We start from the raw sequence: 26,182 nt of genomic DNA, 5'->3' as shown, positions 1-26,182 counted from the left end.
GAAGTCAGGCGTGACCTGCCGTGGCCGCTTCCCTGGCGAGCCACTGACTGAACAGCAACATCGCCGGCGTCATCGGCTTGCCCTTCAGGCAGGTCAGCCAGTAGCTGCCCGCCTTCACCTCGACGTCGAACGGGCGCACCAGCCGCCCCGTATTGATCTCCCGTTCGAACATCAACGCGGGCGCGAGGGCGATGCCCGCGCCTTGTATCGCCGCCTCCACCATCAGCCGCGACGAATCGAACACCGGTCCGCGCACCGGACGCGGCGCGATGCCCGCGGCCGCGAACCAGTTCATCCAGTCGTCCATCCGGTACGAGCGCAGCAGCGTTTCGTTGGCGAGATCGTCGGGCCGCGTGAGGCGCGCGGCGATCTCGGGCGTGCAGAGCAGCGCGAGCGGCGCGTCGAGCAGTTTGGTGGCGAGCGAGCCGGGCCAGGTGCCGTCGCCGAAACGGATTGCGAAATCGAGGCCTTCGGTCGCGAGATCGACGAGGTTGTTGTTGGTCAGGAGCCGTAGTTCGACGAATGGATGCGCTTCGCGAAACGACTTCAGGCGCGGCATCAGCCAGCCTACCGCGAACGTGCCGACCACGCCGACCGTCAGCACCTCGTGGAAATGCCCGCCGTCGAACTGCTTGAGTACCGCCTCGATACGATCGAACGCGTCGGACAGCACGGGCCGCAGTGCGAGTCCTTCATCGGTCATCGCGAGGCCGCGCGGCAAACGCTTGAATAGCGCGGTGCCGAGCCGCTCCTCCAGCGAGCGGACCTGCTGGCTGACCGCGGCCTGGGTCACGTTCAGCTCTTGCGCGGCGCGCGTGAAGCTCAGATGCCGCGCTGACGACTCGAACGCGCGCAGCGCGTTCAGCGGGAGATACGGTCTCATGGTGCAGATACAAGATTTTCTTGTGAGTGGGCTAACTTATCACCATCGGCCCACTTCGCCGACTCCCTGGCTGTTATTTCGCCAGTCGAATTGTGCGACACTAGGGCCACATCGACGGGGGCAATCGCACGCCCGGCGCCGCGCGAGGCGCGCGGCGCCGCGTCGGCAATCAAGGGCCGGCAACTGTGAGCAACGGTGAATGGCCGCCGCGGGTTGCCTCGATGTAGGTAGTGAGAAGTTGACTGTCCAGATGGAATGCTCGACATGTTCTGCCGACGTTCGTCCAGGTAAGCCGTCGGCTCGTACAACCTTGCATCAGTGCCCTCGATCGGGAGTCCGCTATGTCCGTGTATGTTCTGGCCTTGCTCATCGGCGTCGTCGCCGGCCTTCGCGCGATGATCGCCCCCACCGCCGTCAGCTGGGCAGCGCGCCTGGGATGGCTGCCGCTGCAAGGCACGTCGCTCGCGTTCCTCGGTGCCGCGGCCACGCCGTATATCTTCACCGTGCTGGCGGTCATCGAACTGATCACGGATCAATTGCCCGAAACGCCGAGCCGCAAGGTGCCGCTGCAGTTCGGCGCGCGCGTCGTGCTCGGTGCGCTGAGCGGCGCGGCGATCAGCGGCGCGCATGGCGGCCTTGCGGGCGGCATGATCGTCGGGGTGCTGGGCGCGGTGGTCGGTGCGGTAGGCGCGGTGATCGGCACGCTCGGCGGCGCGAAGGTGCGTAGTTCGCTCGCGAACATGTTCGGACGCGATGCACCCGCGGCGCTGATCGAGGACGTGGTGGCGATCCTCGCCGCTGCGTTGATCGTCGTGTCGATGCACGGCTTCTGATACTCCACGCACAAACGCGAACGCGGCGGCACGCTCTGCGCGTCGCCGCCGTGTTCGGTCGCTGCCTGCCGCTTATTGAGCCCGGGCGATTCGCGCGGCCGGCGCGACTTGCTTGACCGGCGCCGTCGCCGCCGTCGAACCCGCCGCCACCGGCGGGATCAGCTTGCCCTGCACGAGCAACTGAAGCGTCTTCACCACCAGAATCGCGATGATCGCGTTCGCCACCACGAACACAACCGGCGCCGCGAATTCGATCGGACCGGTCGCGCCGCGTTCGACCAGACGCAGCGCCATCGTCGGCAATGCCGCTACGCCGAAGCTGAACGCCCAGTAGCCGGGCACGAACGCCTGCTGGCGAATCCACGGCAGCAAACGCAGCAGCATCAGCGCTTGAAACAGACCGTAGCCGAGCAGCGCGAAGGCGAACAGATCGGGCGTGCCGCTCGTGAGGCTCAGATACGCGACACCACCGACGACCGGCGGCGCCAGTTGCACGCCGAGGGTCGGGCGCAGCGCTTCGGGCAGCGGTTCATGCACCGCGGCGCGATGCAGGATCATCGATTCGAGCGCGAGCCACGCCAGCATGCCGCCGCCGAAAAACAGCTCGCCCAGTTGATGGAAGCCGAATGCGGCCGAGCTCGTCGCCGCGACGAAACCCGCACCGACCGTCGGCAGATAGATCGCCGGCGTGGTCAGTTCGGGCTTGCGGCCGCCTTGCCACAGCCGGCCATGTAGATAGACACCGAGCCCCAGTTGCGCGACCGCCGCGACGCCGTATAGCGTCAGCGCGAGGGTGTGCGCATACGGCTGCAGCAGTTGCGCGGCGAGCAGCGTCGAGATCGGCGCGAGCGCGACGAACGACGACTGCACCGGATGGTCCAGTTCGGCGCGCGCGTCGGCGGTCTGCGCGAACCACTTGTGCGCATAGGCGAACAGAATCACGACCCAGACGGCGAGCGCCGCCACCGTCACCACGCTGCCCGCTATGGCCGGCAAATGCCACAGGCGGATTGCCACGCGCCACAGGTTGGCAAGCGCCAACGAGCCCACCGCGATACTGAAGAAGCCAGCGGGAACCGCCCCACGATTGCTGTTCATGACGACCTCCGGAAGTTGCGTCGCGCTGCGCGTTGCTGGCTATGCGCGATCGATGGCGTACTGTAAAAGGCCTCGGAGATTCGCAGAACGCTGCAAACGCTCGACAAATGGCGCGAGCGTCTCAAGCTGTGTTTTTAGCGGGAAAAGAGGGAGAGAAGGCAGGCAGGGGAGCCTGCCGTCAACCGCCCATGCGCACCAGCATCGCCAGCAGCTGGTCGAACGAAAGCGGCTTGCGCGCGTAGGCGATATGCGGATTGGGCTGCACCGGAATGTCCGACGCGGCGCTGCACAGGATGATCGGAATGTCGCGCAACTCCGGGTCCTCATACAGCGCCGCGCACAACTGGATGCCCGACATGACCGGCATCATGCAATCGGACACGATGATGCCGGGCCGGCTCGAGCGGACCAGTTCGAGCGCGACGGCGCCGTTCGACGCGGTCCGCACCGCATAGCCGTGTCGTTCCAGCAGCAGCCGCCACACCGTGAGGATGTCGAACTCGTCGTCCACCACCAGAATGGTTTTCATGGCGGCTAGGTTTTTCGCCGCGATTGCAGCGTGGCCGACAGGCCCGGCGTCGATTGGATGCCGGCGGCGCCGGGCGAGCCCTCGATCACGTCGAGTCCTTGCGACGAAATCGACAGTTCGCGCAGTGACGTGTCGTGCGCGCTTTCGCGTTGCTTGACCACCGAAATCATGCGCCGCAGTCCTCCTTCTGTCTCGGCGTAGCGCAGCAGCACGAGGTTTTCGGTCAGCGCAGACACCCGCACGGCCTTCGCGTGGCCCGGCTCGCTGTACAGCGGCAGTTCCTCGGTGATGAGCGTCGTGACGGCCGCTTCGCGCAACTGATGCAGCAGTGCATTGAGGAACAGGCCGAAGCGCTCGGTGCGCAACGCCGAATCGCGAAAGCCCTCGACGCCGTCGATCACGATGCGCGTCGCGCCGGTCTGCTTGACGGTGGCGAGCGCTTTCGCCGCGATTTCGTCGATGGCGAGTTCGATCGCCGGCTGCCAATGCACGATCAGACGGCCGTCCTGCCACGCATCGGCAAGCGGAATCGACACCGCTTCGGCTTTGCCGACGAGCCGCTGCGGACCCTCGTAGAAGCCGAGATACACGCAGCGTTCGCCGCGTGCGAGCCCGGCCGCGAGGAACTGCAGGCACAGCAGCGTCTTGCCGACGCCCGACGGGCCGATCAGCGTGGTCGTCGAGCCTTGCGCGAAGCCGCCGCCGAGCAGGTTGTCCAGATGCGGCAAGCCGAAGCCGAGCCGTGCTTTCAGATCGACGGGGCCCGGTTGCTGCGCGCAGTGTGCTTCGAGGCGCGGGAACATCAGCAGCCCGCTGCCGGCGATGCGAAAGAAGTGCTTGCCCATCCGGTGATCGCGCGCGCGCATCTTGTGCACTTCGATCTCGCGCGCGCGGCGCATGCCGTCGTGATAGCGGTTCAGCTCGATCAGACCATCCACCAGCGTGTGCTCGGGATGCGGCTCGTTTCCCGACAGCGGCGCGAGCAGCAGCGTCGTGCAGTCCATCGCGGCGACCAGCGCGTTCAGCTCGTGGATGAACTTCGACAGCGACAGCTCGGTTTCGCTGAATTCGCGCGCGCTGCGAAAGCCGTCGATGATCATCAGGCTCGGCCGGTAGTCGTAGATGCTCGACGCGATCAGCTTCAGGAAACCGTCGAGGCCGTCCTGCATCAGCTCGTGATAGCCGGACACGAACAGCATCTGCTGCGCGACCGCGGTTTCGTCGAAGAAGCTCAGGCCTTTCAGGTGACCGAGCAGCTTGTCGTGCGATTCGGCGATCAGCGTCATGTACAGCACTTTCTCGCCTTGCCGTACCCGGTGAAAGCCGATCTGGCTCGACAGGATCGTCTTGCCGGCGCCAGCCATGCCCTCCAGCAGATAGACGCCGCCGCTCACCAGACCGCCGCCGAGGATTTCGTCGAAACCAGGCACGCCGGTTTCGACATTGCGTCGGGCCGCGTTAGGCCGGGCCGCGTCAGGTCGCGCCGCGTCAGACAGGCGAGAGGTGTTGGATGCGTCGGTAGTCATTGTCGAAGGGTCTTTCAAAGTGCAAGCGACGGCTGGTCGTGACGGTCCTGTGCTGAACCCCGTCGAGGCAGCAATCGCCGTTCCCGCTTGCGAGCGGCGACGCCTCACGGCCTGAGAGCCCCTTGCACGCGACATGACGGGGAGCACGTATACAATTCGGCAGCGCCTGATTCCCGCGGGCTTTCACCCGCCTATTTGCCAACCAGTCCAACCCATGCCGAATTCGACCCGGGCCTTTCTTCTCGGTCCGCTCCTTAAAGGCGTTTCACGCTCCTTCTATCTGACGCTGCGCGTGCTGCCCATCGGCATGCGCGATCCAATCGGCCTTGCATATTTGCTCGCGCGCGCCGCCGATACCATCGCCGACACCTCGCTGATCGCGCCGGGCCAACGCCTCGAATTGCTGCTTGCGTTGCGCGATCAGGTCAATGGCGCGGCCGTCGATAGCGCGCCGTTCAAGCGCATCGCCGCCGAAGTCGCGGGCCAGCAGGCGCAGTCGGATGAAAAGCTGCTGCTCGAATCGTTGAACCCCGCGCTCGACGTGCTCGCGCAACTGAGCGAGTCCGACCGCCACGCGGTGCGCGCAATCGTCACGACGCTGACCGAAGGCATGGAATTCGATTTGCGCACGTTCCCCGACGAACGCTCCGGCCAGATCGCGGCGCTGCGCGAATACGACGAACTCGATCGCTATACGTATCTGGTCGCGGGCTGCGTCGGCGAGTTCTGGACCACGATGACTTACGCGCACATGCCGGGCACGCTGAAGGAACCGCCCGACACGATGACGCAGCGTGGCGTGCGTTTCGGCAAGGCACTGCAGATGACCAACGTGCTGCGCGATTGCGGAAAAGACTTGCGCATCGGCCGCTGCTATCTGCCGCAGAGCATGTTCGAGCGTCACGCTCTAAGCGCGCGCGATCTGCTGCAACCGGCCAATTCGATGCGCGCGCGGCCGCTGCTCGTCGAACTCCTGCGCAAGACGCTCGATCATTTCCGCGCGGCGCTCGACTATACGCTCGCGATTCCGGCGAGCGCGGTGCGCTTGCGGCTCGCCTGCCTGTGGCCGATCCTGATCGGCCTCGACACTTTGCTGCTGCTCGCGGATAACGACGCGTGGCTCGATCCGGCGAAAGTGTCGAAGGTGACGCGCGGTGACGTATATCGGATCATCGCGTCGTCGCTGCTGCTGGTGCCGTCGAATGCTTTGGTGCGCAATGCGATCAATAGCCGCATCGCGCGGATCGAGGCTCGGCTGCAGGCATAAACGATTTATTCTGGATCATTGAAACGTCAACAATCGGGAAAGCCCTAAGCCACTGCATTCGCGCTTCGCGTTAGTCTTTTCGAAAAGGAGACGAACCCATGCGACAAGCGTTCAATATTGCGTTGGTGCTTTTGCTTGGCTATTTGATGGCGGATCGGGCGTTGATGCGTGCGCAGGCGGGCGAGGTCGGCACGATTACGTGTCACCAGGGCGCGGCGCTCGTTAAATCGCAAGCGTTGAAAAAGGGCTTTGGCGACGCTGCCGCGAGCGCGCAGAGCGAGAGCTTCCTGTCGAGTTGCCTCGTGACCGGGCGTGGCCAGGTCGGCGATCTGATCGCACGCGAGTGAGCGCCGGCAGCTGAGGATTCGTCGCGGCGCACGCATAGCGCCGCGAAAAAGCGCCCAGACCGTGAAGGCCCGGGCGAAGTCATCGGGAGCCCGATGACGGAGGTAACACATATGAACTGGCCCGCGCTCGGAGATACCCGAGCAGCGGGCCAGTTCATTTGAATCGGGGCGCGCGTCGCAAGGACGCGCTATCGCTTACTGACCGAAGTAGACCGACTTCGGGCCACTCATCGGAGCCGCACGGCTCGTTTGGGTCGTACCGCTCACTACACCTCCGAAGCCGGTAGCGGCTTGGCCGACGCCGTTTTGCGCGTCGACGCGGGCTTGCGCAGCCTGGATGTCAGCCGGGTAGTGCGGGTCGGCGAGACCGGGTTGATAGCCGGCCTTTTCCAGCTGGACCAGCTCGGCGCGCACTTGAGCGCGGGTCACGGGCTGGTTGGCTTGCGCGAAAGCAGCGACCGGAGCGGCGACAGCGACAGCGATGACAACGGCTTGAATCAGCGATTTCATGATACTTACCTCCAGTTCAGGGTTTTTTGTCTTGCTGCGAACTTGCTTGTTCGTAGTCAGTGATTGCATTGTAATTTGGTGAACTTGGCAGAGTAAGTCACGATGCAGGTAATGTTTGTTGCGAGAATTGATACAAAAGTGCGGAACTTTCAGGGTTAACGCGTAGGCTTTCGTTGCGTCGCCGCCGCGGTGCGGAGTGCTACTTCTCCGACACAGGACTGACGGGCGAGGGCGTTGCCGTTGCCGGTGGCGCCGGATCGTTTCGCGCGCTGCCCGGCGTCGCGGCACGCACCGATTGCCGCAAGCGCGTGAACGCCTGGCTCGTGCGCGCATCACGCTGGTCGCGTGCGTCGTAGAAGTCTTTGCTGAGCCACTGGCCGAGACTCATCATCAGCGAGCCCAACGCGCTCTTGAAGCGCACCCAGGCATTGCCGGTGCGGGCCAGTTGCGCGGCCGCCTCGACCGCGTCGGCGGCGAGCCGGTCCAGTTCCGCGTGCAGAAAGTCGGCGAAATGATGCAGGCCATGCTGATTGCCATTCGACGATTTGCGCTCCAGTTCGGCGTGCTCGGCAATCAGCGATTGATTGGGCACGCGAATAAACGGCGGCGTATCGGCGCGCGCGCCGCCGTCACGGCGAATCGCCACACCCAGGTTCGCGGATGCCGCGGTGCGCTCGCCGAGCGGCGGCATTTGCCACTTGTCGCACAGGTACTTCAACAGGCTGCAATGATCGAATTGTTCGTTGCATACGCCGGCTTCGCACCACGGCGACACGAGGATCGCGGGAACGCGCACGCCGAGTCGTTTGAAATCGAAGCTCGTGGTATGGCCGTCGGGTGCGACTGCGTCGGCCGGCGGCGATACGTGGTCGTAGAAGCCGCCGTGCTCATCGTAGAGGACCACCAACAAGGTGCGCTCCCACAGCGCCTGATTCGAGCGCAGCGCATTGTAGGTATCGGCGATCAGTTTCTCCGCTTTCATGATGTTGTGCGGCGGATGATCATCGTTCTGCGCTTCGCCGAAGTACTTCGGCTCGATCAGCACGAATTGCGGGAATTGGCTGGCGGGTCCCGCTGCGTCTTCGAAGAACTTGTCGAAAGAGCGGTAATTCGCGAGGTTTTCAGCGCGTCGCTGGTTCTTCAGCAGCAGTGACGCGGGGAAGTCGTAGAAATAGACGCTCCATGTTTTGCGCGCGCCGTTCAAGCGATCGAAAATCGTGTCCTGATCCTGCTCGGTGTACCAGCGTGGATTGAGTCCGTCGAGTCCCGAAGGCATGTCGATCTCGCCTTTCGACGTACCCGTGAGCGCGAAAAAACGGTTCGGCCACGTCGGCCCCGGCAATGAAGAGAACCACCGGTCGCACACGGTGAATTGCGAACCGAGCGTGTGCAGCGCGGGCAGAAAGCCGAGCGGGTAATAGCCCATCACGTCTTGCCGCGCGACCAGGCTGCTCTTCGGATAGTCGTTGACGAACGAACGCACGAAGCCGCTGTTGTCGGCGGCGATCTGATCCATCACGGCCTTGTGCTCGTGATTCGGATCGTGCTTCATCTGCCGCTCGCGCGTCGCACGCGGATAGAAGGTATGGCCTTGACCGTCGGCGTTCGATTTGCCGGCCGCGTTGCGCACGCCGTCCAGTTTGTCGTGCACGGCGTCGAGGCAGCCGAGCATCTGGTCGAACGAGTGATTTTCCATCAGCAGCAGCACGACGTGTTCGATCGGATCGTTCTGCGCGTTCGGCTCGACGTCACTCATCTTTATCGCTCCACTCGGGACAGGATGGATTTCGCGTTGCCAACTTAGCGCAAAACGCGGACCGGCGAAAGAGCGCTGGTTTGCAACGGACCTGCACGCGACGCTCGGCGTACCTCGTCGCGTGCATGATTGGTTCAGCCTCGCATCGACTCAACTGCCGCCAGAGAAGATCGGACCTTGCCCGCCCGGCGCGAACGACGGGAAGTGGTCGCCGGACGGCGCGACCGCCGCCGGTGCATGCGCTCCCGGCTGTGATGCCGGTTCGCGCAAGGTCAACGCGCTATCGGCCGTGATCGGCACGCTCGGCTTCGCGAGCAGCTCGGTCTTGCGCATCGAGCCGACCGACGTGCCGAAGTAATAGCCGATGATGCTGATCCATGCGGTTCCCAGCGCACCGACGATCACGTTGACGAGATCCTTGTTGGTGCCCGGCAGCGGCTGAAACGCCATCAGCAGCAGAATGCCGAAGAAGCCGGTGGTGACGGCCATCGCGAGCACCTTCGGGACCCAGTCGCGATTGGCGACACCCATCGCGCGTGCGTTCGCGGTGTCGCTGGTGGCGATGCGGGCCATCTCGGCGTCGTGCGCGAGGCTCGACTGCGCGGCCGTCACCATCAACTGCTGCAATTGCAGCGAGTTCGCGGTTTCGGCCTGGCGAAGTTTTTCGAGTGCGCCGGGGTCGTTCAACGCGGGCTCCACGAAGGCCGGGTCGCTCGGCGTGCCGAGCGCGTGCGAGATGATCGCGGCGGCGGCGCTCACGCCGAGGCCGACCGGACCACCCACGAGCCCGGCGAGAAGCGGGGCGGTGCTGCTGATGTTCGTCGCTACTTTGGTCCAGTCCATCATGCTGCTCCCAGGAGAAGATTGGCTGCCATGCGTTCGGTCCAGCCGCGGCTGAAACTCGGCCACGAATGCAGGTTGCGCAGGTACCGCAGACGATACGCGGCGAAGCGCATCACGAACTTCATCGGATCGGCGTTCTTGACCGCATCGAGCGTGTCGGGGCCGAACTTGCCGTCTTCCTTCGCGCCGGACGCTTTTTGCATCCACAGCACGACGAGGCCGCCGTTGTAGTTCGCATCGAAAATCTGGAAGGCCACGCGCGGGTCGAGTTCGTCGAGATGCAACGGGTCCCAGTACCTGCGCTTGGCGATCTGATGGGCGGTTTCGAGCGGCAGGTCTTTCATCGCGCCGTTATAGCCCTCGCTGCGCGCGACGCGCGCCGTTACACCCCACATCGTTTCGCCGCCCGGATCGGCCGGATTGAAGCTGTACCCGCCTTCGTTTCCGATCAAGGCTTTGAATGCATCTTCGAAACTGTCCATCGAACTGTCTCCTGTTCGGCTGTGTTGCCAACTCAAATGGCGATGCGTGCGGCTCAGGCCGCTCGCATCGCCTGTCCTACGGCGTCGCGTACCGTATCGAGCGAGGCTCGCAGCGAGTACGACGTCATCGGATTCGAAACGGGCTTGACGCGCGGCTCAGGCCTCGATGTCCGGGTGTCGGCTTCGTCGGGCGATGCGTCCGTCGAGAGCGCCAGCTCGCGTTCGCGCGCCGACAGCGTGCCGGCGTCGAGCTGCAATGCCTGTGCATACTTGCGCGCGGCCTCGCGCAGAGCGCCTTTGTGTTCCAGCGCGCGGCCCCATTCCGCATAGGACGGCGCGAGATCGGGCCGCAACGCGACGGCGCGCGAGAGCTTGTCGATGGCTTCGTCGTAGTGGCCGGTCTTCACGAGCGCCTCGGCCAAGTCGTGCAGCGTGTCGACGGATTCCGGGTTCATCTCGGCGGCCCGCCTGAATGCGTCGAGCGCTTCGCGGTCGTGCCGGTTCGTATGCAACAGCACATCGCCGAGCAGCCGCAGGTTTTCAGCGGTGCGCGACTTTTCGTTCGCGCCGGCTCGCAGTTCCTTGAGCGCATCGTCGATGCGGTTCTGCTGTTCGAGCGCGATGCCGAGACTCGCGCGCAGCACCGCCGAGTCTTTGTACTGCGTCAATGCTTCGCGGATCTGCTGCTCGGCTTCTTTCGAGCGCTGCTGACTGTCGAGCAACCACGCCTTGCCCGCGACTGCCCATTGGGCCTGCTCGGATGAGGGCAGCGCGAGGACTTCGTCATAGATCCCGACGATCTCGCGATAGTCGCATTGCGCGAGCGAACATTTGGTCTTCTGCACCTGGGTGAACAGATGACTGGCGAGGATGTTGGGTTCGGCGAGGCGCATCGCCGTGATGGCGATGTCGTGCACGAACTTTTCGAGGTCGCGCCCTTCGAACGGCACCGTCCTTTCGCGGCCGTTGAACGGGCCGTGTTCTATCTGCACGTGCGCGATATATGAATCCGCGCTGTTGTTGGTCTTCGTGATGCCGACGTGCACGGCGACATCTTCGCGCTGAAGCACGCCTTTGATGAAGCGCACCGTCGTCGCATACGACATCTCCTGACCCGGGATCTGGATGTCCTGCTGCGCGTCGTTGCTGGTCATCGTGTCGTGCGGAATCGATTCGGCGTCCCGCCCGATTTCCTTCATCGCCGACATGATCCGCTCGGCCAGAAAGTTCGACGAATAGCCGCGCTCGGTCAACGTTTGCGGCGTCTCCACCGGCGGCACCAGCAATTGACGCGTGAGCACGCCGCGCGCGACGAGGCAGATGGAACCGATCGTCAGCAAGATGACCAACCACGGCAACACATAGGGCCAGAGGCGCTTCGGCCCGCGACCGATCACACTGGCGGTATGCAAGCCGAACAGCACGAATCCGCTGGGATGATGACGATGGCGGCGATTCGCGGCGTTGGCGCGCAGGACCGCACCGCTGAACCCGTTCATCGACCGACGTTGACCCTGTGCACTCGACATGACCCACCTCGCTTCGATCGGCGATCAATGTTGGCGATCGCCCGACTTGCGCGGTGGGTATGCATTGAGCGTGCCATGTCGCGGGGAACGGGCTGGCAGGCGGCTGTTGGCTTCCGCTAAAGGGATTGAAAGAAAGAAGTGTCGCGGGCTGGCCAACCTATCGGCAAAAACAGTTTGCCGGCGGGAGACAGGATGCGGGTTGGCAAACAAAAATGCCGCTCAGTCCAGAAGACCGAGCGGCATTGGTGAAGCGAACTACTGTTTGAGGACTTGCGCAGCGGTGGCTTAAACCGAACTCGGCCGCCATTTCAACAATCGATGCTCGACCGCGGTCAACAGGTAGTCGGCGGCAAGCGCGACCACCGCCAGCACGATCATCGCCGCGAACACGCCGCTCGCATTGAACGCGCCCTGCGCGGTGGAGATCAGCAAGCCGATGCCCTGCTTCGAGCCGAGAAACTCGCCGACCACCGCGCCGACCAGCGCGAAGCCGAAGCTCACGTGCAGGCTCGCGAGAATCCAGCTGAGCGCCGACGGAATCACGACCGAGGTCGTCACCTGACGGCGCGACGCGCCGAGGATCTGCGCATTCGCGATCATGTAGCGGTCCGCTTCGCGCACGCCCTGGAACGCGTTGGCGAACACCACGAAGAACACCATCACGACCGCGAGCGCGACTTTCGACGCCATGCCGAGCCCGAGCGCGATCACGAACACCGAGCCGAGCACGACGCGCGGAATCGAGTTGGCGATCTTGATGTAGAGGCTGAACACGTCGGAGAGCAGCTTGTTGCGGCCCAGCACGATGCCGCAGACGATGCCCGCGACCGAACCGATGATGAAGCCGAGGCCTGTCTCTTCGAGCGTGACCCACACCTGCGTGAGCAGCGGCCCTTGCGACGTGCCGTTCACGAACCAGTCGACGATCTGTTCGAAGATCGCGCTCGGCATCGAGAAGAAGAACGGGTCGATCCACTTCAGGCGCGCGGACAGCTCCCAGCCGCCGAGCACGACCACGAGCACCAGAATGCGCAGCGAAATCACCAGAACCTGGCGCTGGCGGATCTTCTTCTGCGCGATACGCTCGACGTGGGCGAGCGACGCGGCGTCGATGCCCGCGGGCATCATCTGTTGAGAGGGTGTAGACATGTTTGCCGTTCCTTGATTAACCGATCTGCACTTCTTCGCGCAGGTCATGCCAGATATCGCGCGAAATTTCGATGAAACGTGAGTCGTAGCGGATCTCCGACGTGACACGCGGTCGCGGCAGATCGATTTCGTAGACTTTCTTCAGCGTAGCGGGGCGCGCGGTCAGCACGAACACGCGGTCGGCGAGCGCAATCGCTTCCTCGAGGTCGTGCGTGACGAACACGACCGAGCCGACGCCGCCCCACAATTGCAGCAGCTCGTCCTGCATCAACGTGCGCGTCTGCATGTCGAGGGCCGAGAACGGCTCGTCCATCAGCAGGATTTCCGGCTTGTTGATGAAGGTCTGCGCAAGCGCGACGCGCTTGCGCATGCCGCCGGACAGTTGATGCGGATAGTGCTTGCCGAACTTGTCGAGGCCCACGCGGCGCAGCCATTCGTTCGCTTCGTCGTAGGCGGCCGATTTCGAACGGCCACGATAGAGCGGACCCGCCGCGACGTTGTCGAGCACCGAGCGCCACGGAAACACCGCATCGGCCTGGAACACGAAGCCGATGCGTGGATCGATGCCGTCCACCGGCGCGCCCATCACGCGCACTTCGCCGGTGGTCGGCTTCAGCAAGCCGGTGATCATGCTGAGCGTGGTGGACTTGCCGCAGCCGGTCGGGCCGACCACCGCGACGAACTCGCCGCGTGCCACCGACATGCTGAAGTCGCGCAGCGCGATCGTGGCCTTGCCGTCCGGGGAAATGAAACGGCACGACACGTTGCGCATTTCGATCGCTGGCGTCTCGCGTGACATAGGTTGATTCATCGGCGGGTGCCTCGCAGTTCTGTGAATATGAATGAAGCGTTACTTCGACGCGGTCTTGACCGGCGCCGACAGGAAGTCGTTGGTGTAGGTCTTGGCGAGGTCGATATGCTTGCCCTTCACCGACGGATTGAATGCGGACAGCACCTTCAGCACCGTGTCCGGGCCGTCTGCGGGCATCTTGCCGTCCTTCGTGAACATCGGCAGCGACGCCTTCAGCGCGCCCACGTACAGGTCCTTGTTGTTGCCGTAGTAGTCCTTCGGCATTTTCGCGGCGATGTCCTCGGCGCTATGCGTCGCGATGAAGTTCAGCGTCTTCGCGAACGCGTGCGACAGCTTCGCCGCGTCGTCCTTGTGCGATTCGGCCCACGCGCGCTGCACGTAGAAGCTCGACGCGGGGTAGGTGCCGCCTAGCGCGGCGCGCGTGCCTTCCACGGTGCGCATATCGACCAGCACCTTCGCGTCGCCGGTCTTCAGCAGTTGCGAGACGGTCGGCTCCGTGGTCATGCCGGCGTCGATGCGGCTTTGCTTGACGGCGGCGATGAAGCTGTTGTCCGCGCCGACCGGCAACATCGTGTATTGCGTCGACGGCACGCCTGCGCGCTGCGCGAGGTACTGCGTGAGGAAGCTCGTCGACGAACCGAGGCCGGTCACGCCGAGCGTCTTGCCTTTGACGTCGGCCATGCTCTTCAGCGTATCGGCCGCCTTGGTCGAGACCATTTCGACTTCGCCCGGCACCTGGCCGAAGACGACCAGCGCCTGCACTTCCTTGCCCTTGCTCTGCAGGTCAATCGTGTGATCGTAGAAGCCGACCACGCCTTGCACCGCGCCCGCGAGCAGTTCGTTCTCCGCATCGACACCGGCCGGCTGCGACAGGATCTCGACGTCGAGGCCTTCGTCCTTGAAGTAGCCGAGCTGCTCGGTGAGCTTGGCCGGCAGATAGATGATCTTGGTGGCGCCGCCGACCATGATCGTGATCTTCTCGGCGTGAGCGGCGGCCGAAGCGGCGGCAAGGGCGAACGCAACTCCTGACACAACGGCAATCTGGCGCAAGGTACGCATGAAGCAGTCTCCTTAGGTGGGTCGCCGCAATCGGGGCGCGGCGCTTTTCTGGGTGAATGGCAGCGATTATAGAAACGCGAAACCTTCTGCCAGCTTTCGGGGTTTGGCGCAAAACATGGGTGTTAACCCGACGAGGCGCCGACGAGGCGCCGACGACGCGCCGACGACGCGCCGACGCCGCGCCGAAATTTCGCGCCAATCGCCGCCGCACTCGCGGCAGCCACTGGACGTATGCTGTAAACCACACTTCACGCGCGCAGACCCCTTGTTTTAAGGCACAATCGACGACCTGACTTTTGCCGTTCCCGCCATGAAGCTGCTGCTGATCGAAGACAACCCCACGCTTGCACACTGGCTCGCGAAGATGCTGGAGCAGGAAGCCTTCGCGCTCGACGCCGTGCAGGACGGCGACGAAGCCGACCGCCTGCTGCGCACCAATCACTACGACGTGATCCTGCTCGACCTGAACCTGCCGAAGCTGTCCGGCAAGAACGTGCTGCGCCGGCTGCGTCAGCGCGGCGACGCGACGCCGGTGCTGATCCTGACCGCGAGCGGCTCGATCGACGAGAAGGTGGAACTGCTCGGCGCCGGCGCCGACGACTACCTGGTGAAGCCGTTCGAAGTGCGCGAGCTGATCGCGCGCATCAAGGTGGCGATCCGGCGGCAGTCGCCGTTCAAAGCGAGCGAGGTGGTGTGCGGCGACCTGTCGTTCGACATCGACACACGGCAGTTCACGCTGAAGGGCGCGCCGCTGAACGTGACGCCGCGCGAGCGTTCGGTGCTCGAAGCGCTGATCCTGCGCCTCGGCAAGACGGTGACGAAGCCCGCGCTCGTCGATGCGATCTTCACGCTCGCCGACGAGCCGAGCGAAGACGCGGTCGAAATCTACATTTCCCGTCTGCGCAAGAAGCTCGATGGCAGCTCGGCCGCGATCGTCACGCTGCGCGGGCTCGGCTATCTGCTGCGCAAGCGGGAAGACGACCAGTAACGATGTCCAATAGTCTGCGCATACGCCTGCTGTGGTGGCTGCTGGTGCCGCTCGCGCTCTATGTGTTCGTGACCGGCAAGACCGAGTACGACAACGCGCGGCACACCGCGAATCTGGTGCAGGACAACCAGCTGGTCGCGTCGGCGCGAATGATCGCGGGCGAGGTCGAATGGAGCGACGGTTTTCTGCGTGTCGATGTGCCGCCCGCCGCGCTCGAGATTTTCGCGTCGCCCTATCGCGACCAGGTGTTCTACAGCGTACGTGTCGACGATGGGCGGCTGCTCGCCGGTACGCCTGATTTCCCGCCGCGACCGCTGCGCGCGCCCGACGTGCCGGATTCGTACTACACCGAGTTGCACGGCCAGCAGGTGCGCGCGGTCGACATCGTGCGGTTCATGTACGACAACGGCGCGACGCGCCCCGTACGCGTGACGGTCGGCAAGACCGTGCGCTCGCGCGACGCGATGACGCAACAACTGTGGCGGCCGCAACTCGTGCGCCAGCTCGAAATGATCGCGCTGGCAGTCGCACTCGTTTGCATCGGGCTCACGTTCGAGCTGCGCCCGTTGATGAAGGTGAAAGACGAAGTGGCCGACCGCGATCCGATGCAGCTCGAACCGATCCGCGTCGAGCGTCTGCATTCGGAACTGCGGCCCATCGTCGATGCGATCAATCAGTGCATCGCGCGGCTAGGCGTGCAGGTGGCGGCGCAGCGGCGCTTCATCGCGGATGCCGCGCATCAGTTGCGCACGCCGCTTACGCTGCTCGGCACGCAACTGCAATTCGCGCGGCAGCAGGAAGGCCTCAATCCCGCGCTTGACGAAGCGCTTGCCGCGATGCATCGAAGCAATCGTTCGATGGTCGGTCTCACCAACAAGCTGCTGTTGCTCGCGCAGGCCGAGGCCGCCGACAACTCGCAACTGGCGATGGAACGCGTCGATCTGGTGCCGCTCGCAATGGAGGTCGTCGAAGATCTCGGGCTGCTCGCGCAGGCGCGTGAAATCGATCTTGGCGCGGAATTGCACGGCGTGGCGCCGGTGCTCGGACATCGCGGCATGCTGCAGGCACTGATCGCGAATCTCGCCGAGAACGCGATTCGCTATACGGGCAGCGGTGGCCATGTGACGGTCGCCGTGAGTGCGGATACCGAGGCCAATACGGTGACGGTCAGGGTGACCGACAACGGTCCGGGCATTCCGGCCGAAGCGCGCAGCCGCGTGTTCGAGCCGTTCTTTCGCGCGTCGACGGATACGGAAGGCACGGGCCTCGGTCTGGCGATCGTGCGCGAAATCGCGGACGCGCATCACGGCGAGATCGTGCTGAAGGCGGGTGAGGGCGGCAAGGGCGTGGATATCGCCGTGACGTTTCCGCGCGCGACGCCGCAGTGATCGGGATAAACCCGAGGTTCGCGCAACAGATACGGCCCTGAAAGCATCGGGAAGGGTTCGCCCCTTCAGAATCACGGGCGGGCGACCCGCGCGGCGCCTGGAGCAAGATAACGGAGACACTCGCAAATGAAGCTTTCCCCGACGCGTTTTTCGCGCGCGGCCTATGCCGCCGTGGCGGCGTCGCTCGCCTTGTGCGCGCTCGCGAGGCTCGCGACGCCTGCGCACGCCGCCGCGCCGGAGAAACTCGCGATCATGGTGGGCGGCACCAACAAGCTCATCTATCTGCCGGCGCGTCTTGCCGAACAGCTCGGCTATTTCAAGGCGGAAGGGCTCGACGTCGAACTGCTGTCGCAGCCGACTGGAATAGAGGGCGAGAATGAAATGCTCGCCGGCGCGGTGCAGGGCGTGGTCGGCTTTTACGATCACACGATCGATCTGCAGACACGCGGCAAGGAAGTGAAGACGATCGTCGTGTTCAGCCAGGTGCCGGGCGAAGTGCAACTGGTCGCGGCGAAATCGGCCGCTTCGATCCGCAGCATGGCCGACGTGCGTGGCAAGACGCTCGGCGTGACCGGGCTCGGTTCGTCGACGAGCTTCCTCACGCAATACCTCGCACAGCGCGCGGGCGTGCCGTCCACGCAATACACTCTGCTGCCGGTCGGCGCGGACAGCAGTTTCATCGCGGCGATGCGGGAAGGACGCATTGATGCGGGTATGACGACCGAGCCGACCGTCACTCAGCTATTGAAGGCGGGCGACGCCAAAGTACTCGTCGATATGCGCAACGTCGACGGCACGCGCGCCGCGCTCGGCGGCATGTATCCGGCGTCGAGCCTCTACGTGCAAAGCACGTGGCTCGACGCGCATCCGGACGAAGCCGCGAAACTCGCGCGCGCATTCGTCAGGACACTGCGCTATATGCATACCCACAGCGCGGAACAGATCGCCGCGCAGATGCCAAAAGAAGACATCGGCAACGACAAGGCGCTGTATATCAGCGCGTTGCAGGCTTCGCTGCCGATGTACACCGTCGACGGCAAGATGCCCCCCGACGGTCCGCAGACGGTGCTGAAGGTACTGTCGAGTTTCAATCCGGCGGTGAAGGGGCGGTATATCGATCTGTCGCGCACCTTCACCAACCAGTTCGTCTCTGAGGTCAAGCCTTGAAAGCGGGCTGACCGCGTGGGTCGCATCGAGCACAAGAGGATCGGCACATCGTGTTTTCAGGCAGTTTGCGCGGACGCTTGTTGTGGTGGCTGCTGTTGCCGCTGGCGGCGTTCGTCTCCATTTCGGTCGTCATTTCATACCGGTTCGCGCAGAACACCGCGGACCTGGTGCAGGACCATGCGCTGCTGTCGTCGATGCGGATCATCGGCGAGGATGTCGACTGGGACAACGGTTCGGTGTCGATCCAGATTCCGCCGGCCGCGCTCGAACTGTTCGAATCGCCGGAACAGGACACGGTTTTCTATCGCGTCGAGGCGAGCGGCCATCGTCTGCTCGCGGGCATCCCGGAGTTGCCGCTGCCGCCGCATGTGAGCGACAAGCCCACGCTTTATGCCACCCATTTCACCGACGGCCGCGCGGCGCGCGCGGTCGCCTACGCGCGGCAGCTATACGACTCGGGACATACCGAGGAAGTGATCGTCGCGGTCGCGAAGACGGAGGGCTCGCGCGACGCGATGGTGTGGCGTCTGCTGCGGCCGCAATTGTCCGGCGAAGTCCTGACGCTGGTGCTGGCGATGGTGTTCGTCTACCTCGGCCTGACCTTCGAACTGCTGCCGCTGATGAAGGTGAAGGACGACGTCGCCGATCGCAATGCGTCGCAACTCGAACCGATTCGCGTCGCGCGTCTGCACGTCGAGCTGAGGCCGATCGTCGATGCGATCAACCAGTGCATCGCGCGAATGGGCCAGCAGGCCGCGACGCAGCGTCAATTCATCTCCGATGCAGCACATCAGCTGCGCACGCCGCTCGCGCTCCTGGTCGCGCAGATCCAGTTCGCGCGGCAACGCGATAGCCGCGACGCCCGGCTCGACGAAGCGCTCGCGGGCATGCACAAGAGCAGCCGCAAGCTGACCACGCTGACCAACAAGCTGTTGTTGCTGGCACAGGCAGAGTCGGCCGCGCCGCTGAACGTGCCGGAGCGAATCGATCTGAGCGCGTTGATCGCGGGCGTGCTAGAGGAACTGATCGCGTTTGCGCAGTCGCGAGAAATCGATCTGGGCGCGGAGCTGGAAGACGGCCTGTACGTGACCGGCGACGAAGCATTGACCGCGGCCCTCGTGACCAATCTGGTCGACAACGCGCTGCGCTATACGCAGGGGGGCGGGCGCGTCACGGTGCAGACGCAGCGGCGCGACGGGATGGCGATCGTGCGCGTAATCGACAACGGACCCGGCATCAAGGCCGATGCGCGCGAGCGCGTTTTCGAGCGCTTCTATCGTGCGTCGAGTCATGCGGAAGGGACTGGTCTGGGCTTGCCGATCGTGCGCGAGATTGCGCATCGCCAGGGCGGCAGCGTGACGCTCGAATCGAACGCAGGCGGCGCGGGCCTCGTCGCGACCGTCGAGATGCGCTTATGGCTCGGCGCAACCTGAGCTCGCGCGACTCACCAATGAGAGGACAACGATGAAACTGCTGCTCGTGGAAGACGACGCGGACCTCGCGCGCTGGGTGATGAACCTGATGCAAGTCGAGCAATTCGCGATCGACTGGGCGCAAAACGGCGAATGCGCGGAGACGCTGCTCGGTCTGCAATGCTATGACGCGGTGCTGCTCGATCTGCGCCTGCCCGGCATGAGCGGCAAGGAGGTGCTCGCGAGGTTGCGCCGCAAGCGCGACAACGTGCCGGTGCTGATGCTGACCGCGAATGGCTCGACCGACGACAAGGTGGCCTGCTTTTCGGCCGGTGCCGACGACTATGTCGTCAAGCCCTTCGATGCGCGCGAACTGGTGGCGCGCATCAAGGCGCTGATTCGCCGTCAGGCCGCGGGAGACAGAGGGCAGTCGACCGAATGCGGCGATCTGCGTTATCTGTTCGATTCGCGCGAATTCGTGCTGCGGGACGAACGCCTGCCGTTGCGCCGCCGCGAACACGCGATCCTCGAAGCGCTGATTCTGAAGCAGGGCAAGACCGTCTCCAAAGCCACGCTGATGGACAAGATCTTCACGCTCGACGAAGAGCCGAGCGCCGACGCGATCGATATCTATATTCACCGGCTGCGCAAGCATCTCGCGGCATCGACGGCGAAGATCATGACGCTGCGCGGACTCGGCTATATCTTGCGCGAAGAAGAGCCGCGCGAGGCGTTTGCGTCTGGCTGAGACGACAGCGCGTTCTTGAACCGAGGTTTCGCTGGCTTCGGCGAGCAGTGCGCGCGCCGCGCTGCTGATGCTGACGGTGTATGACGACGACGTCGCACCGCTCGTCGAACCTGCCGATGATGAACTGCTCGTGGCCGTAAGTGGCTGTTAAGGTTTGGCTCTCGCGTTGCTCTGCGCCGCGAGTTCCCCGACCATCTCACGCGCGGCCGTCTGCAACTCGGGCACGTAGCGCCGCTTCGCTTCCGCGAGCGACACCGCGCGCGACAGAAACACCACGTTCAAGCTCGCGAGCACACGCTCCTCGAACACGATCGCGACGGCGACCGCGCCGATCTTCCCCTGGTCCACCCAGTCGCCGTGATTCGAACCGAACCCATCCGCGCGCACGCGTCTTACGAGACTGCGGATCAACGCGTCGTTCGACGCGAGCGCCTTCTGCTCCTCGCCGCCCGCACCCGCGCGCAGCAGATCGAGAATGTCCTCGCGCTCTTCATCGGGGCACATCGCGAAGTACGCGCGGCCCGCTGCGGTCAGCAGCATCGGCAAGCGGCGGCCGACCATCGCGCGATGAAACGACAGCGTACTGAAGCGGTGGGTTGTCTCGCGGATGATCATCGCGTCGCCGTCGGGCGTGGTCAGATCGGAAGGCCACGCAACGCGTTGCAGCAGACGCCCCATGACCGGCGGCGCGATGGTCGCGATGCGTTCGTCGTCCGTGAAGCCTTCGCTCAGTGCGCGCACTTTCAGCGTAAGCCGGAAGCTGTCGTCCGACGCGCTGCGCCGCACGAAGCCTTCTTCCATCAACGTCTCCAGAAGCCGCCGCGCGGTGGTGCGATGCAGGCCGGTCAGCTCGCTGATCTGCTGGCTGGTCGCGCGGCCGCTGTCCATCGAGTTGAGTGCTTGCAGCACCTGCAAGCCGCGCGACAGACCTCGCACATTCGTGTATTTGGTCACTTAAAACCTCAATAAAATCAACTATGTGCATTCTATGCACATTTTCCAGATTTTGTTGAGCGGGTAAGTGGCCAGTCCTAGACTGCCAACAAATCAACGAATTCATGGAGACGCGAGCTGTTGCCCGCAGGCGACTTTTTTCGCCGTGGTTACCGCTGGTTCCCGCCGCCGCGCTCCGTGAATAGCTCGACCTGGTCACTTCGGTCGACATACGGAGACAACATGCCCCAACCGCTCGACCCGGTGGCCGCGCAAGGCCACAGCGGAACCGTCACCACCGACGTCGCGATCATCGGCGCCGGCCCGGTCGGTTTGATGATCGCCAATTATCTCGGCCTGCAAGGCGTACGCGTCGTGCTGATCGAAAAGCTCGACAGGATCATCGACTATCCGCGCGCAATTGGCCTCGATGACGAAGCACTGCGCGTGTTCCAGTCCGTCGGCCTCGCCGATGCGTTGCTGCCGCACACGACTCCCGATCACTGGATGCGCTTCGTCACCAGCAACGGTCACTGCTTCGCATCGATCGAACCGCGCACCGACGAATTCGGCTGGTCGCGCCGCAATGCGTTCATCCAGCCGCTGGCCGATCGCGTGCTGTACGACGGTCTGCAACGCTTCCCGCACGTCGAGGCGCTGTTCGGTCACACCGTCAACTCGTTCACGCAGGACGGCAGCGGCGTCACGATCGAAGCGCAACACGCGCAGAGCGGCCGCCGCACGATCCGCGCGTCGTACATGGTCGCCGCGGACGGCGGCAACAGCTTCGTGCGCCGCACGCTCGACGTGCCGTTCGAGGGCCGCACGAAGCCTAATCAGTGGATCGTCGTCGACGTACGCAACGACCCGATCGGCTCGCCGCACGTGTACATGCACTGCGATCCACGGCGCCCGTATGTGTCGGCCGCGCTGCCGCACGGCATTCGACGCTTCGAATTCATGGTGATGCCCGGTGAGACCGAGGAAGAGCTGTCGAAGCCGGAGAACATGGCCGCGCTGATCCGCAAGGTCGTCGCCGAGCCGGACAAGGTCGACTACATCCGCAAGCGCGTCTATACGCACAACGCACGCCTTGCGAGCAGCTTTCGCGTGAACCGCGTGCTGCTGGCCGGCGACGCCGCGCACATCATGCCGGTGTGGCAGGGCCAGGGCTACAACAGCGGCATTCGCGACGCGAGCAACCTCGGCTGGAAACTCGCGATGGTGGTCAAGGGTGTCGCCGGCGATGCGCTGCTCGATACCTACACCGCCGAGCGCCGTTCGCATGCGCGCTCGATGATCCACCTCTCCGAAGTCGCGGGCGACATCTTCGCGCCGACGAGCCGCTTCGGCATCAAGTTCCGCGACGCGTTCGTGCGTACGTTCAACTGGTTTCCGGCGGTCAAGCGCTACTTCGTCGAAATGCGTTTCAAGCCGATGCCGCGCTATGAAAGCGGCGTCGTGTTGCTCGCGCACACGCCGCGCAAGCGTAGCTGGCTCGCGCGCGTGCTCGAACGCTCGGGCCATTCGGCGCCGGGCCGCCTGCTCGGTCTGATGAGCGAGAAGCGCGAGTCGCGGCTCGGCCGTCTCGTGTATGGACGCGACCCGCATTGTCATTCGCCGGTCGGCCGCATGTTCATTCAGCCGCGCGTGCGTACGGCGAGCGGCGAGATCGTGCGACTCGACGATGTGCTCGGCAACCGCTTTGCGATCGTCGGCTGGGGCGCGGAACCGACGTTTGGTTTGTCTGATGAAGCGCGCGCGATCTGGCGGCGGCTCGGCGGCTGCTTCGTGGTCGCGAAGCCGGACACGCAACTGTCTTTCCATGACGACGTGCCAGAAGACGTGATCGCGATCGGCGATGTGAACACGCGGCTGAAGGACTGGTTCACGCGAATGCCGGAGTCGGTCGTGCTGTTGCGTCCGGATCGTTTCGTCGCGGGCATGGGCTCGCCGCAGCAGGTGTCGCAACTGGTCGTCGAACTCGCGCGGAAGCTGCATCTCGACGCGGCAACGCGTACAGATGTGGCGGATGCCTGCACCGAAGCAGCGTTCGCGCGCGATGCCGGTGCCACTCTCGCAACCGCTGCAACCGCCGGAGCCTGACATGCCGATGCTGCTCGAGTGCCTGTCGCACACGCCGTTGCACGGCTATTACGATCCCGCGCCCGAAGTCGTCGCCGAAGTCGAGCGTGTGCATGCGGCGGCGCGTGCGCGCGTCGTCGAGTTCGATCCTCAACTGGTCGTCGTGTTCGCGCCCGATCATTACAACGGTTTCTTCTATGACGTGATGCCGCCGTTCTGCATCGGCGCATCGGCGAGCGCGGTCGGCGATTTCAAGAGCCTCGCTGGTCCGCTGAACGTGCCCGCCGATACCGCGCTCGAACTGGCCGAAGCGGTGCTCGCGAGCGATGTCGATGTCGCGGTCTCCTACCGCATGCAGGTCGATCACGGTTGCGCGCAAGCGCTGGAGATTCTGACCGGCGGACTCGATCGATATCCGGTCGTGCCGGTGTTCATCAATTCGGTGGCCGCGCCGATGGCTTCATGCCGCCGCGCGCGTCTGCTCGGCGATGCGTTGGGCCGCGCGCTCGCACGCTCGAAGCAACGCGTGCTCGTGATCGGCTCGGGCGGCATTTCGCACGAACCGCCGGTGCCGGAGCTCGCGGGTGCGAGCGACGAAGTCGCCGAGCGTCTGATCGCGGGCCGCAATCCGTCGGCCGAGTCGCGCGCGGCGCGGCAGGCACGCACGATCGCGGCGGCGCGCGCGTTCACCGCGGGCGACAGCCATCTGCATCCGCTCAATCCCGAATGGGACCGCGCGTTCCTGAAGCTGCTCGAGGACGGCGAGCTGACCGCGCTCGACGGCCTGACCAACCACGCAATCACGCGCGATGGCGGCAAGTCCGCGCATGAAATCCGCACGTGGATCGCCGCGTTCGGCGCACTGAACGCGAGCGGCCCGTATCGCGCGTCGCTCGATTACTACCGTCCGATCCCCGAATGGATCGCGGGCTTCGGCGCAATGCACGCGCGACCCGTGACGGCCCACGTCTAACTCAATCAGGAACCCGCTATGAGCACTCAAAGCAATGTCGACGCGCTGGCCCTGCGCCTGCGCGAATCGGAACGTGCGCGCGTGATCATCGCGCCGTTGCGCGACGACGCGCGTTTCACCGAACTTTCGAACCCCGCCGACACCGAGCAACTCGCGTACGCGGTGCAGCAGGCCAACGTGGCTGCGCGCGTCGCGGCGGGAGAGCGCATCGTCGGCCGCAAGATCGGACTCACGTCGCCGGCGGTGCAGCGTCAACTCGGTGTCGATCAGCCGGATTTTGGCGCGCTGTTCGAATCGATGGCGTATGGCGACAGCCAGCCGATTCCATTCTGCGAACTGATTCAGCCGAAAGTCGAGGCGGAGATCGCGCTCGTGCTCGAGCACGATCTGCTGCACGAGCGCCACACGTATGCCGATCTGATGCGCGCAACCGCGTATGCGGTCGCGGCGATCGAAGTGGTGGACAGCCGCATCGAAGGCTGGAACATCCGCTTCGTCGATACGGTCGCGGACAACGCGTCGAGCGCGCGCTTCGTGCTCGGCAGCCGCCCGGTGTTGCTCCGCGATATCGATCTCGCGGCCTGCGCGATGACGCTGTCGAACGATGCCGAAGTCCTGTCGCGCGGCAATGGCGCCGCGTGTCTCGGCAATCCGCTGAATGCCGCTGCCTGGCTCGCGGATCGCATGGTCCGGCTCGGCACGCCGCTGCGTGCCGGCGACGTGCTGATGACGGGCGCTTTGGGCCCGATGGTCGCGGTCAAGCAGCCGGGCAGCTTCAGCGCGCAGATCGACGGTCTCGGCAGCGTCCGCGCGACTTTCTCCGCATAAAGCAAGCGCTCGCAAACAATCGATTGGGAACTCATATGGCAAGCGAAAAACTCAGGGCCGCGATCATCGGCTCGGGCAATATCGGCACGGACCTGATGATCAAGATCATGCGCAACGGCCGGCATCTGGAGATGGCGGCGATGGTCGGCATCGATCCGAACTCCGACGGTCTCGCGCGCGCCGCGCGGCTTGGCGTCGCGACCACGCATGAAGGTGTCGAAGGTCTGACGCGTCTGCCGGTGTTCGAAGACATCGATTTCGTGTTCGACGCGACTTCGGCCGGCGCGCACGTGAAGAACGATGCGTTCCTGCGTGCTCGCAAGCCTGGCATTCGCCTGATCGACCTGACGCCGGCCGCAATCGGGCCGTACTGCGTGCCGGTCGTCAATCTCGACGCGCATATCGACGCACCCAACGTGAACATGGTGACCTGCGGTGGTCAGGCGACCATTCCGATGGTCGCGGCCGTGTCGCGCGTCGCCAAGGTCCACTACGCGGAGATCGTCGCGTCGATCAGCAGCAAGTCGGCCGGGCCCGGCACGCGCGCGAATATCGACGAGTTCACCGAGACGACCTCGAAGGCGATCGAAGTGGTCGGCGGCGCGGCGAAAGGCAAGGCGATCATCGTGCTCAATCCGGCCGAACCGCCGGTGATGATGCGCGACACCGTCTATACGCTGTCGGAGATGGCCGACCTCGACAAGGTCGAGCAGTCGATCGAGCAGATGGTCGCGAAGGTTCACGCCTACGTGCCCGGCTATCGCCTGAAGCAGAAGGTGCAGTTCGATGTAATCCCCGCGAACGCGCCGCTCAATATTCCGGGCCTCGGCAAGTTCAGCGGTTTGAAGAGCTCGGTGTTTCTCGAAGTGGAAGGCGCCGCGCACTACCTCCCTGCCTATGCCGGCAATCTCGACATCATGACTTCGGCCGCGCTCGCGACCGCCGAGCGCATGGCGCAGGCGCTCGTGCAGGCATCAGAGGCTTAAGGAGACTTCCCGCATGGACAAAAAACTCTATATCTCCGACGTGACGCTGCGC

The 26,182-nt window shown here is 64.3% G+C and carries 25 protein-coding genes; 12 read left to right on the top strand and 13 right to left on the bottom strand.

The genetic code is table 11. The annotated features are described in order from the left end of the window. Nucleotides 1-4: 4 nt before the first annotated feature. Nucleotides 5-883 (bottom strand): LysR family transcriptional regulator, encoded by an 879-nt coding sequence (locus AB3X89_RS09405; protein ID WP_368582945.1) that lies wholly within the window; start codon nucleotides 881-883, stop codon nucleotides 5-7. Nucleotides 884-1,224: 341 nt separating this feature from the next. Here AB3X89_RS09405 and AB3X89_RS09400 point away from each other — a divergent pair, with 341 nt between their 5' ends. Continuing rightward, nucleotides 1,225-1,716 carry a DUF4126 family protein gene (locus tag AB3X89_RS09400; protein ID WP_368582943.1) on the top strand — a complete coding sequence of 164 codons (492 nt, stop codon included), beginning with the start codon at nucleotides 1,225-1,227 and terminating at the stop codon, nucleotides 1,714-1,716. Nucleotides 1,717-1,788: 72 nt separating this feature from the next. On the opposite strand, the gene tehA is transcribed toward AB3X89_RS09400, so the two are convergent. The 3 genes from tehA to AB3X89_RS09385 all read right to left on the bottom strand — a co-directional run bounded on the left by tehA (nucleotide 1,789) and on the right by AB3X89_RS09385 (nucleotide 4,869). Then, nucleotides 1,789-2,814 carry a dicarboxylate transporter/tellurite-resistance protein TehA gene (gene tehA / locus AB3X89_RS09395; protein ID WP_368582942.1) on the bottom strand — a complete coding sequence of 342 codons (1,026 nt, stop codon included), beginning with the start codon at nucleotides 2,812-2,814 and terminating at the stop codon, nucleotides 1,789-1,791. Between the two features lie 178 nt (nucleotides 2,815-2,992). Next, nucleotides 2,993-3,343 carry a response regulator gene (locus AB3X89_RS09390; RefSeq protein WP_368582940.1) on the bottom strand — a complete coding sequence of 117 codons (351 nt, stop codon included), beginning with the start codon at nucleotides 3,341-3,343 and terminating at the stop codon, nucleotides 2,993-2,995. A 5-nt stretch (nucleotides 3,344-3,348) separates the two neighbouring features. Continuing rightward, complete coding sequence (locus AB3X89_RS09385) at nucleotides 3,349-4,869, bottom strand: RAD55 family ATPase (protein ID WP_368582939.1); 1,521 nt, start codon at nucleotides 4,867-4,869, stop codon at nucleotides 3,349-3,351. Nucleotides 4,870-5,083: 214 nt separating this feature from the next. Between AB3X89_RS09385 and AB3X89_RS09380 the strand changes: the two genes are divergently transcribed. Then, nucleotides 5,084-6,136: a phytoene/squalene synthase family protein gene (locus tag AB3X89_RS09380; protein WP_368582937.1), complete on the top strand. Its 1,053-nt coding sequence runs from the start codon at nucleotides 5,084-5,086 to the stop codon at nucleotides 6,134-6,136. A 98-nt stretch (nucleotides 6,137-6,234) separates the two neighbouring features. Continuing rightward, nucleotides 6,235-6,483, top strand: a complete 249-nt coding sequence (locus tag AB3X89_RS09375; RefSeq protein WP_368582936.1) for a hypothetical protein — start codon at nucleotides 6,235-6,237, stop codon at nucleotides 6,481-6,483. 195 nt (nucleotides 6,484-6,678) lie between these two features. Here AB3X89_RS09375 and AB3X89_RS09370 read toward each other — a convergent pair whose 3' ends face one another. The 8 genes from AB3X89_RS09370 to AB3X89_RS09335 form a co-directional block, all read right to left on the bottom strand. Then, nucleotides 6,679-6,993: a DUF4148 domain-containing protein gene (locus AB3X89_RS09370; protein ID WP_368583207.1), complete on the bottom strand. Its 315-nt coding sequence runs from the start codon at nucleotides 6,991-6,993 to the stop codon at nucleotides 6,679-6,681. 199 nt (nucleotides 6,994-7,192) lie between these two features. Continuing rightward, complete coding sequence (locus AB3X89_RS09365; protein ID WP_368582934.1) at nucleotides 7,193-8,749, bottom strand: alkaline phosphatase family protein; 1,557 nt, start codon at nucleotides 8,747-8,749, stop codon at nucleotides 7,193-7,195. Nucleotides 8,750-8,899: 150 nt separating this feature from the next. After that, entirely contained in the window at nucleotides 8,900-9,592 is a 693-nt protein-coding gene (locus AB3X89_RS09360) for a hypothetical protein (RefSeq protein ID WP_368582933.1), read from the bottom strand. Then, on the bottom strand, nucleotides 9,592-10,074 hold the full coding sequence (locus AB3X89_RS09355) for a glycoside hydrolase family 108 protein (RefSeq protein ID WP_013092495.1): 483 nt from the start codon (nucleotides 10,072-10,074) through the stop codon (nucleotides 9,592-9,594). Before AB3X89_RS09355 ends, AB3X89_RS09360 begins: the two co-directional genes overlap by 1 nt. Nucleotides 10,075-10,127: 53 nt before the next feature. Further along, nucleotides 10,128-11,603, bottom strand: a complete 1,476-nt coding sequence (locus AB3X89_RS09350; RefSeq protein WP_368582931.1) for a tetratricopeptide repeat protein — start codon at nucleotides 11,601-11,603, stop codon at nucleotides 10,128-10,130. A 285-nt stretch (nucleotides 11,604-11,888) separates the two neighbouring features. Further along, nucleotides 11,889-12,752 carry an ABC transporter permease gene (locus AB3X89_RS09345; RefSeq protein ID WP_026228639.1) on the bottom strand — a complete coding sequence of 288 codons (864 nt, stop codon included), beginning with the start codon at nucleotides 12,750-12,752 and terminating at the stop codon, nucleotides 11,889-11,891. Nucleotides 12,753-12,768: 16 nt separating this feature from the next. Continuing rightward, on the bottom strand, nucleotides 12,769-13,563 hold the full coding sequence (locus AB3X89_RS09340) for an ABC transporter ATP-binding protein (RefSeq protein WP_026228638.1): 795 nt from the start codon (nucleotides 13,561-13,563) through the stop codon (nucleotides 12,769-12,771). A 39-nt stretch (nucleotides 13,564-13,602) separates the two neighbouring features. Then, nucleotides 13,603-14,622 (bottom strand): ABC transporter substrate-binding protein, encoded by a 1,020-nt coding sequence (locus AB3X89_RS09335; protein WP_368582930.1) that lies wholly within the window; start codon nucleotides 14,620-14,622, stop codon nucleotides 13,603-13,605. A 310-nt stretch (nucleotides 14,623-14,932) separates the two neighbouring features. On the opposite strand from AB3X89_RS09335, the gene AB3X89_RS09330 reads away from it, so the two are divergent. The 5 genes from AB3X89_RS09330 (at nucleotide 14,933) to AB3X89_RS09310 (ending at nucleotide 20,325) form a co-directional block, all read left to right on the top strand. Continuing rightward, nucleotides 14,933-15,610 (top strand): response regulator, encoded by a 678-nt coding sequence (locus tag AB3X89_RS09330; RefSeq protein ID WP_368582929.1) that lies wholly within the window; start codon nucleotides 14,933-14,935, stop codon nucleotides 15,608-15,610. Between the two features lie 2 nt (nucleotides 15,611-15,612). Continuing rightward, nucleotides 15,613-16,998, top strand: coding sequence for a sensor histidine kinase (locus AB3X89_RS09325; RefSeq protein ID WP_368582927.1), 1,386 nt, complete (start codon nucleotides 15,613-15,615; stop codon nucleotides 16,996-16,998). Between the two features lie 126 nt (nucleotides 16,999-17,124). Then, nucleotides 17,125-18,165 (top strand): ABC transporter substrate-binding protein, encoded by a 1,041-nt coding sequence (locus AB3X89_RS09320; protein ID WP_368582926.1) that lies wholly within the window; start codon nucleotides 17,125-17,127, stop codon nucleotides 18,163-18,165. 50 nt (nucleotides 18,166-18,215) lie between these two features. After that, nucleotides 18,216-19,598: a sensor histidine kinase gene (locus AB3X89_RS09315; protein WP_368582924.1), complete on the top strand. Its 1,383-nt coding sequence runs from the start codon at nucleotides 18,216-18,218 to the stop codon at nucleotides 19,596-19,598. Between the two features lie 31 nt (nucleotides 19,599-19,629). Further along, entirely contained in the window at nucleotides 19,630-20,325 is a 696-nt protein-coding gene (locus tag AB3X89_RS09310) for a response regulator (protein WP_368582922.1), read from the top strand. 147 nt (nucleotides 20,326-20,472) lie between these two features. On the opposite strand, the gene AB3X89_RS09305 is transcribed toward AB3X89_RS09310, so the two are convergent. Further along, entirely contained in the window at nucleotides 20,473-21,279 is an 807-nt protein-coding gene (locus AB3X89_RS09305) for a DNA-binding transcriptional regulator (protein ID WP_368582921.1), read from the bottom strand. 222 nt (nucleotides 21,280-21,501) lie between these two features. Between AB3X89_RS09305 and AB3X89_RS09300 the strand changes: the two genes are divergently transcribed. From AB3X89_RS09300 to AB3X89_RS09285, 4 genes are read left to right on the top strand one after another with little or no spacing between them, the layout of a single operon-like run. Next, the gene (locus AB3X89_RS09300) at nucleotides 21,502-23,364 is read left to right on the top strand and encodes a bifunctional 3-(3-hydroxy-phenyl)propionate/3-hydroxycinnamic acid hydroxylase (protein WP_368582920.1); all 1,863 of its coding nucleotides are present in this window, start codon (nucleotides 21,502-21,504) and stop codon (nucleotides 23,362-23,364) included. A 1-nt stretch (nucleotide 23,365) separates the two neighbouring features. Further along, nucleotides 23,366-24,316, top strand: coding sequence for a 3-carboxyethylcatechol 2,3-dioxygenase (locus tag AB3X89_RS09295; protein ID WP_368582918.1), 951 nt, complete (start codon nucleotides 23,366-23,368; stop codon nucleotides 24,314-24,316). An 18-nt stretch (nucleotides 24,317-24,334) separates the two neighbouring features. Continuing rightward, on the top strand, nucleotides 24,335-25,144 hold the full coding sequence (locus AB3X89_RS09290) for a 2-keto-4-pentenoate hydratase (protein WP_368582917.1): 810 nt from the start codon (nucleotides 24,335-24,337) through the stop codon (nucleotides 25,142-25,144). A gap of 35 nt (nucleotides 25,145-25,179) precedes the next feature. Then, nucleotides 25,180-26,130, top strand: coding sequence for an acetaldehyde dehydrogenase (acetylating) (locus AB3X89_RS09285; protein WP_368582915.1), 951 nt, complete (start codon nucleotides 25,180-25,182; stop codon nucleotides 26,128-26,130). Nucleotides 26,131-26,182: the final 52 nt, after the last annotated feature.

Source organism: Paraburkholderia sp. BR14320 (assembly GCF_040948665.1).
In the GTDB taxonomy this organism is placed as follows: Bacteria; Pseudomonadota; Gammaproteobacteria; order Burkholderiales; family Burkholderiaceae; genus Paraburkholderia; species Paraburkholderia youngii.
The sequence above is the reverse complement of the archived record's forward strand: the minus strand, read 5'-3'. Positions and strand labels throughout refer to the sequence as shown.